The sequence below is a fragment of the Archangium sp. genome, from assembly GCF_036389735.1.
Lineage (GTDB): Bacteria > Myxococcota > Myxococcia > Myxococcales > Myxococcaceae > Archangium.
The window spans coordinates 1-7,975 of sequence record NZ_DASVWK010000579.1; the positions used below are offsets into that span (position 1 = coordinate 1).

General features: G+C 70.5%; 6 protein-coding genes. 5 read left to right on the forward strand and 1 reads right to left on the reverse strand.

Annotation, left to right across the window (positions count from 1 at the left end; translation table 11 throughout):
• Both VF794_RS20270 and VF794_RS20275 read left to right on the forward strand, forming a co-directional pair.
• Positions 1 to 1,761, forward strand: a 1,761-nt coding sequence (locus tag VF794_RS20270; RefSeq protein ID WP_331112848.1) for a response regulator, incomplete at its 5' end; no start/stop codon positions are given.
• Positions 1,758 to 3,803, forward strand: a complete 2,046-nt coding sequence (locus VF794_RS20275) for a response regulator (RefSeq protein WP_331112850.1) — start codon at positions 1,758 to 1,760, stop codon at positions 3,801 to 3,803. The genes VF794_RS20270 and VF794_RS20275, both read left to right, overlap by 4 nt.
• Before the next feature lie 97 nt (positions 3,804 to 3,900).
• Here VF794_RS20275 and VF794_RS20280 read toward each other — a convergent pair whose 3' ends face one another.
• The gene (locus VF794_RS20280) at positions 3,901 to 4,782 is read right to left on the reverse strand and encodes a phospholipase D family protein (RefSeq protein WP_331112852.1); all 882 of its coding nucleotides are present in this window, start codon (positions 4,780 to 4,782) and stop codon (positions 3,901 to 3,903) included.
• Positions 4,783 to 4,848: 66 nt separating this feature from the next.
• On the opposite strand from VF794_RS20280, the gene radC reads away from it, so the two are divergent.
• The 3 genes from radC to VF794_RS20295 form a co-directional block, all read left to right on the forward strand.
• Entirely contained in the window at positions 4,849 to 5,622 is a 774-nt protein-coding gene (gene radC, locus VF794_RS20285; protein ID WP_331112854.1) for a RadC family protein, read from the forward strand.
• Complete coding sequence (locus VF794_RS20290) at positions 5,619 to 5,933, forward strand: DUF3006 domain-containing protein (RefSeq protein WP_331112856.1); 315 nt, start codon at positions 5,619 to 5,621, stop codon at positions 5,931 to 5,933. The genes radC and VF794_RS20290 overlap by 4 nt, the downstream gene beginning before the upstream one ends.
• Before the next feature lie 2 nt (positions 5,934 to 5,935).
• Positions 5,936 to 7,975: ATP-dependent DNA helicase RecQ (locus VF794_RS20295; protein WP_331112858.1), on the forward strand; the 2,040-nt coding region annotated here is incomplete at its 3' end.

Genomic DNA, 7,975 nt, shown 5'->3' on the forward strand with positions numbered 1-7,975 from the left:
CTGCGCGGCGCCGAGGCCGTGGGCCGTGACTTCCTCTCGCTCGCCCTCTCCGCGTCGGTGAAGCCCGAGCAGCGCCAGCTGGTGGCATGGGCCCTGCGCGCCGACGCCGTGGCGGGACAGGCCACGCGCCTGGAGCTGTCCGCCCTGCGCACCGACGGCAACACCTTCCCCGCCGAGCTCACCCTCGTCCGGGTGCGCAGCGAGGGCCCCCCGCGCTTCACCACCTACGTGCGCGACATCACCGAGCGCCGCGAGGTGGAGCGGCTGAAGAACGAGTTCGTCTCCACCGTCAGCCACGAGCTGCGCACGCCCCTCACCTCCATCCGCGGCTCGCTGGGCCTGCTGGAGGGAGGCGTGCTGGGCGAGCTGCCCGCCCAGGCCCAGGACATGGTGCGCATCGCCCGCACCAACACCGAGCGCCTCATCCGCCTCATCAATGACATCCTGGACCTGGAGAAGATGGAGGCCGGCAAGCTGGAGCTGAAGCTTCAGCCGGTGGAGGTCTCCGAGGTCATCGAGGCCACCTTCAGTGGCGTGCAGGCCATGGCGGACACGGCGCGGGTGCGCCTGTGCTCCGTGGCGGAGGGCGCGGGCACGGTGCGGGCGGACCGGGACCGGCTCATCCAGGTGCTCACCAACCTCGTCTCCAACGCCATCAAGTTCTCCCCGGCGGACAGCCGCGTGGAGGTGCGGGCCGCCCGGGACGCGCGGGGCCAGGTGCGCTTCTCCGTGGTGGACCAGGGGCCAGGCATTCCCCCGGACAAGCGCGGCCGCCTCTTTGGCAAGTTCCAGCAGTTGGACAGCTCGGACACGCGCTCCAAGGGAGGCACCGGCCTGGGGCTCGCCATCTCCCAGGCCATCGTCCAGCACCTCAGCGGCTACATCGAGGTGCACAGCGAGCCGGGCCAGGGCGCCACCTTCACCTTCTCGCTGCCGGCGCTGCGCATGGGCTCGGGCACCGTGTCGCGGGTGATGGACGAGTCTCGCTACACCATCCTCGTGGTGACGAAGGACTCGGAGCTGTCCGGCCTGCTGCGCGGCCTGCTCACCCAGGAGGGCTACCGCGTGCTGCGCACCCCCTCCCCGCAGGAGGCGGCGCAGCTCATCGAGGTGGGCGCGCCGGACGTGCTGGTGCTGGACGCGCAGTGGATGGACGGCAGCGGGATGGAGCTGGTGCGGCGACTGCGCGAGGAGCCACGCACCCGGCAGCTACCGGTGCTCATGCTTGCGGGGCGCTCCCCCCAGGAGGAGGGCCTCGTCCAGCCGCTGCTGGTGGACTGGATGGAGCAACCCTTCGACGAGGCACGCTTCCTCCAGGCGCTGCGCTACTCCATCCGCCGGCCCGGCCAGGCGCGGGTGCTCATCGTGGACGACGACGTGAGCACACGTCAGGTGCTGCGTGCCCAACTGGAGCGGCTGGGAGCGGCCTGCTTCGAGGCGGAGGACGGAGAGAGCGCGGTGGCGCTGGCGCGCACGACGCCCCCGGACCTCATCGTCCTGGACGTGGGCCTGCCCCGGTTGGATGGCTTCGAGGTGGTGGACATCCTCCGCCAGGGCAAGGGGCGAGGCACGCCACTCATCGTCTTCACCGGGCGCGAGCTGTCCTCGGTGGACCAGCACCAGCTCACGCTCGGCATCACCCGCCACATCATCAAGGCGCGCGCGTCCGAAGAGGAGCTCATCACCTCCGTGAAGGAGCTGCTCAACGGCCTGCTGGCTGGCCGTGAACGCGGCAAAGAGCCTCGCGAGGAGGCTTCATGAGTCGGGGAACACTCCTCTTCGTCGAGGCGGACCAGGATCTCCAGTCGCTCGTCTCCGCCTGGCTGCGCGAGCGGGGCTACGAGGTGGAGTCGGCCCACACCGTGAAGGAGGCCCGTACCGTGCTGGCCTGCCTCCGGGTGGATGCCGCCATCGTGGACGCACGGCTGCCGGAGCTTCCGGGAGCGGACTTCGTCCAGGAGCTGCGGCGGAAGCACCCCACGCTGCCCATCCTCTTCACCTCCGCCTCCTGGAGGGACCTCGAGAGCCACGACCCGCCCCCCCGGCCGCTCGCGGTGTCGCACGCGCTGCACAAGCCCTACACGCCCCAGGAGCTCCTGCTTCGGGTGGAGCAGGTGCTGGCGAGCCGGTCCGCGCCCGCTCCGGCTGGAGCGCGGGTGGAAGGCCTGGGCTCCGGCGATGACATGGACGCCACCCTCCAGGCGCTGCGTGCCGAATACGGCGCTCGACTGGGGGAGAAGGTGCGGGAGCTGACGGCGGCGGTGGAGCGGGCCCAGGCCGGGAGCGCCGAGGCGTTGGAGGAGGCGTATCAGCTTGCCCACAAGCTGAACGGCACGGCGGGCTCCTACGGCTTCGGCGCGGTGAGCACGGCGGCCGGGCGCCTGGAGGCAGTGCTGCGGCCGGCCCGGGAGGGAAAGGCGGCCGTGGACGGGAGTGCCCTGGAGAGCGCGCTGCGGGAGGTGGGCTCCGCGACCGCGCGCCCCGCGCCGAGCGTGCCGGCCCAGGCCCCGGAGTCCCCGGCGGCGGAGGAGCCCTCGGGCCTGGCGCCCCCGGGGGGCACGGTGCTGGTGGCGGACGAGGATCCGGTGTGGCTGGCCGAGGTGGAGCGGATGGCGCGGGACCGGTTGCTCCGGGTGGTGACGGCCCGCGGCGCCGACGAGGCGGTGGCGGTGGCGCGGCGGCAGGCGCTGGATGGGGCGCTGCTCCACGTCAACCTGGGAGGCCGGGAGGGCGGCTTCGCCGTGGCGGCACGGCTGCGCGACGAGGACGGACTGCAATCGCTTCCATTGGCCTTCTTCGGCTCCGAGGGAGACGTGGCCTACCGGGTGGCGGCGGCCCATGCCGGTGCGTCGATCTACCTGCCCCGGCCCTTCTCCGAGAAGGACCTGCGGGAGACGGTGGAGCGGATGGTGGCCACCCGGCATCCGGAGCACTCGCGCGTGCTGGTGCTGGACGACGACCCGGAAGCGGTGCGCGCCCTCGGTGCCGCCCTGACGAGTGCCCACGTGGAGGTGGTGGGGCTGGGGGAGTCCTCCCGGCTGGTGGAGGCACTGGCCACGCACCGACCGGATCTGCTGCTGCTGGACGTGGAGATGCCGGGGCCCAGCGGATTCGACCTGTGCCGCATCGTGCGCTCCATGCCCGAGTGGCAGCAGTTGCCCATCCTCTTCATCACCGCGCACACGGGGGTGGAGTTCCGGGTGGCGGCCTTCCAGGCGGGCGCTGACGACTACCTCGCCAAGCCGGTGATGCGCGAGGAGCTACGGGCCCGCGTGCAGTCCCGGTTGGAGCGGGCGCGGCTGACGCGCGAGCGGGCCGAGCGAGACGCCCTCACGGGGCTGCTGCTGCGCCGCCCCTTCCTGGAGGGCCTGCGCGCACGGCTGGCCGAGGCCCAGCGGGTGGAGAAACCACTGGCACTGGGCTTCCTGGACGTGGACCGCTTCAAGAAGGTGAACGACACGCACGGGCACCTGGCGGGCGACCGGGTGCTGATGCAGATGGGGCGGCTGCTGTCCTCGCGCTTCCGCAGGGAGGACCTGCGGTGCCGGTGGGGCGGCGAGGAGTTCGTGGTGGCCCTGATGGGCACCACGGCGCAGGGCGCGCGAGAGATTCTAGCGCGCACGGCGGCGGAGCTGGCCCAGGTCGACTTCGAGGGAGACAAGGGCGAGCGCTTCCGCGTCACCTTCAGCGCGGGGCTCTCGGTGACGCCCCAGGACGGCACCGACGTGGAGACGCTGCTGCGTCTGGCGGACGAGCGGCTGTACCGGGCCAAGGCCCAGGGCGGCAACCGCATCGAGCTCTGAGACAGGGCGCGCGCACCGGCTCGGAGCCGTTGGGGAGGCCTCAATCATTCTTCGCGTCAGAGCGGTTTTGAGAGCGTACGCCGCGTTGGCTAGACGCTCACCTGACCTGCTCGAAGCAATCGCGGCATAGGGGCTTTCGCATCGTCGCCGGGTGCGTCCTGCCACAACGGTGGCAGTGCTTATCCTCGAAATCCTCGTTCTTGTACCGGGCCCACTTCTCGTAATCGTCGGCGCAGTACGGGCGCCGAGGGTTGAAGGCGATGGACCCATCACACCGAATACAGTGGCCCTCAGCAGCCGGGGCCTTGGCCCGAGCAGCGCCCCCCTTTTGAGCGCCACGCCCTGCCTGCTTCCGTTTGGAGTCCCCCGTGTTGAACCACTCCATATGCCGTTCGAGTGACTCCAGATAGTCCTCGATTTGATCCGAAAGCTTGTGATCTTCCTCGAAGAAGACGCCCACCTCGAAGCTGTTCTCCCCAGAACTTGAGAAGAAATTCATCGAGGTCACGATGGCAGCGGACTCATTGCGATACACCTTCGAGTGGAGCCGCTCGATGACGGCCAGCGACACTCCTGCGGCCTCTAGCCGCCGGAACCAGTCTGTTCTCCGGTACTCGGCAAGCTTGTCCTTGCGAAAGACCACTCGCACATCTACCCCCCGCGAGTGTGCGGCCTCCTCGAGTTGGCGCACGAAGTCGCCGGTGGGGTCGATGTACGGGGAGATGATGGTCAGCCGATCCTGTGCCTCCACGATAAGTTGCCGAACCTTCGCGTAGATAGCGCCGTCTGTGAGCAGCTGTGGAGTACTTCCGAAAAGTCCCATTTGTGGTCCTCCCCTCCGGTTCAGCCCTTCTTTACCAGTGCTTTCTTCGTTGTGCTCGTGTCCACCGCCCGTGTGCAGGCCCGTCCCGGCAATGAGCCGATCCGCGCGCAATGAGACGGTGGCGCGCGCGGCTCCCGAGGGAAGCACGTTCGGCACGCGCGTTGCTCTTGTGGCCCGGCGCGGATGCAGGGCGGGTTGGACGGTCGGGCGACGGAGGGTGGGATGGAACGGTTGGCGGCGGTGGCGATGGTGGGGTGGGAGGAGTCCGCAGGCGATGGGTCGGTGAGGGAGAAGCTTCCGGAGGCGGAGTGCCCCCGGGAGCGCCTCTTCCGGTTGGGGGCATCGGCCCTCACCGACCCGGAGTTGCTGTGCGTGCTGCTGGGCTCGGGCTCGCGCACGAGGGCCCTCGCGGAGGCGCTGCTCGCCACGGGGGGTGGGCTCAAGCAACTGCTGCAGCGGGACCCTCGGGAGCTGTGCGCGCGACCGGGAATGGGGCCAGGGCGGACGGCTCAACTGATGGCGGCACTGGAGCTGGGACGTCGCGCCCAGCGTGTCACCGAGCGGCGGCCCCGCCTGCGCACCCCGAAGGAAATCCATGCGTACCTCGCGCCCACCTTGAGCGCGCTGCGGCGCGAGGTCTTCCACGTGCTGTGCTTCAACGCGCGCAACGTGCTGCTGCACGACGCCCGGGTGGCCGAGGGCACCATCAACGCGTGCCCGGTGGATCCGCGCGAGGTCTTCGCCGCGGCCATCACCTCACGCGCCACGGCCATCGTGCTGGCGCACAACCACCCCTCGGGAGATCCGGAGCCCTCGGGGCAGGACCTGGGCCTCACCGCCCAGCTCATCGAGGCGGGCCGGGTGTTGGGCATCAAGGTGCTGGATCACGTGGTGATTGGAGATGGGACGTACACCTCGCTGCTGGAGCGGGGCGAGCTGCCGCTGTTGGGCGCGGAGACGAGAGGGCCATGGGACATGGCGGGAGAGCGTGGATGATGCTGGGGGCACTGGGAGCGGTGGCGTGCGGTGGAGCGGGGAGCGCCGTGCAGGTGGAGGTGCTGGAGGACGAGGTGGCGCGGGTGGTGCCCCTGGGCGGTGGCCCGGCGCGCACGGTGCCCCGCGCCACCCTCCCCTCGAACGCGCGGGAGGGAGACGTGGTGAGGGACGGACGCCTGGATGCCGAGCATGGGGCCCGGCTGGCGAGAGAGGTGGCGGAGTGGCGGGCGCGCCTGGCTGTTCCAGTACCTGACGGGCTGGATCTCGGCTCAGGAGCTTCTGGGTCGTTGACGGCCGATAAGGAACGGTGAATATGCGGCGGATGCCGGAGGCCCTCCCCCACTACGAGCAAGCCCAGGAGGGACTGGTCCGCCATTTTGGCCTGAGCGAGTTCAGGCCGGGGCAGGCCCAGGTCATCAGCTCCGTGCTGAGCGGGCGCAACACCGTGGTGGTGATGCCCACCGGCGCGGGGAAGAGCCTGTGCTACCAGCTTCCCGCCATGCTGTTGTCCGGGGTGACACTCGTCATCTCCCCGCTCATCGCGCTGATGAAGGACCAGGTGGAGCAGCTCTCCGCCCGGGGCATCTCCGCCACCTTCATCAACTCGTCGCTGTCGGACCTGGAGCGCGCGGAGCGCATCCGCCGCATGCGCGCGGGCGAGTTCAAGCTCGTCTACGTGGCGCCCGAGCGTTTCCGCAGCCCGAGCTTCCTGGACGCGCTGGGGCAGGTGGGAGTGGACCTGCTCGCCATCGACGAGGCGCACTGCATCTCCCAGTGGGGCCATGACTTCCGGCCGGACTACGCGCAGCTCGGCCAGGTGCGCAAGCGCCTGCGCCCGCCGCGCACCGTGGCCCTCACCGCCACCGCCACCCCCGAGGTGCGCGACGACATCGTCCGCTCCCTGCTGATGAAGGATCCGCAGGTGTTCGCCGAGGGCTTCGACCGACCCAACCTCTTCCTGGAGGTGTTCGAGGTCGGCGGGGACGAGGACAAGCGCCGGGCCTGCGCGGGACTCGCGTCGCTGGGCGGCAGCGGCATCATCTACTGCTCCACCCGCAAGTCGGCGGAGAACACGCACTCCGCGCTGCTCGAGCGGAAGGTGAACGCCATCCTCTACCACGCGGGCATGGACGACGACGCGCGGCGCCGGGCCCAGGACGAGTTCATGTCCGCCAAGGAGGCGGTGGCGGTGGCCACCAACGCCTTCGGCATGGGCATCGACAAGCCGGACATCCGCTTCGTCGCCCACGCCAACATCCCCAAGGCGGTGGAGGCGTACTACCAGGAGATCGGCCGCGCGGGCCGGGACCGGGGGCCGGCCTTCGCCGCGCTCCTCTTCAACCACGCGGACGTCTACACGCAGGAGCGGCTCATCGAGAGCAACCACCCCTCGGAGGCGGTGCTCTCGGACGTGTGGAACGTGCTGCGGAGCGTGCCCGAGTACGACAAGGGCATGCACGTGCTGGCCGCCCAGGCGGGCGCGAGCGAGTTCGAGATCTCCTCCGTGCTGCGCATCCTGGAGCGCGAGGGAAAGATCGAGCGCGGCGGCCGTGGCGAGGGCGAGTACGGCATCACCCTGACGGAAAAGGCCCCCACGGCCCAACCGCATGCCCCGGATGCGCGGCGCCTGCTGGCCTCGCTGCTGGAGACCTTCCCGGTGGGGCGCTCGGCCACCACGGAGCTGCCCATCCTCGCGCGGCGCACCGGGCTGTCCGGCGATGACATCCAGCACGCACTGAAGCTGCTGGAGCGGGCGGGGGCGGTGCAGGTGCGCCGGCCCTTCTCCGGGCGAGCCATCCGCGCGCTGGAGAACGTGCCCTTCCGCGAGCTGGGCGTGGACTTGAGCAAGCTGCGCGAGATGGAGCGGCGCTCCATGCTGCACCTCAAGCGGATGACGGACTACGCCTACACGAAGAACTGCCGGCGGGCCTTCATCCTCCGCTACTTCGGCCAGCAGGACGTGGAGGCCACCTGCGGCAACTGCGACACGTGCGCCGGGAGCAGGCTGAAGCGGCTGGAGGGTATCTCCCGCCCGGCCACCGCGCCCCGCGCCACGCCGACGCTGGCCCCGGGCCGGCCCGATGGCTACAGCGAGTTGGCCGCGACCGAGCTGCGCCGCTGGCGCAAGGAGCTCGCGCGCGATCTCGAGGTGCCCCCCTTCATCATCTTCAACGACGAGACGCTGCGCGGACTGGCCGCCGCCCTGCCGATTGACCGCGCGGGCTTCCTCGCGGTGAAGGGCACCGGGGAGAGCCGCTGGGAGCGCTTCGGGACCAAGGTGGTGGAGATCTGCCTGATGGCACGAGCCGCTGGCCACGAGCCCATCGCGGTGGCTCCGGCCCCGCCGCGCATC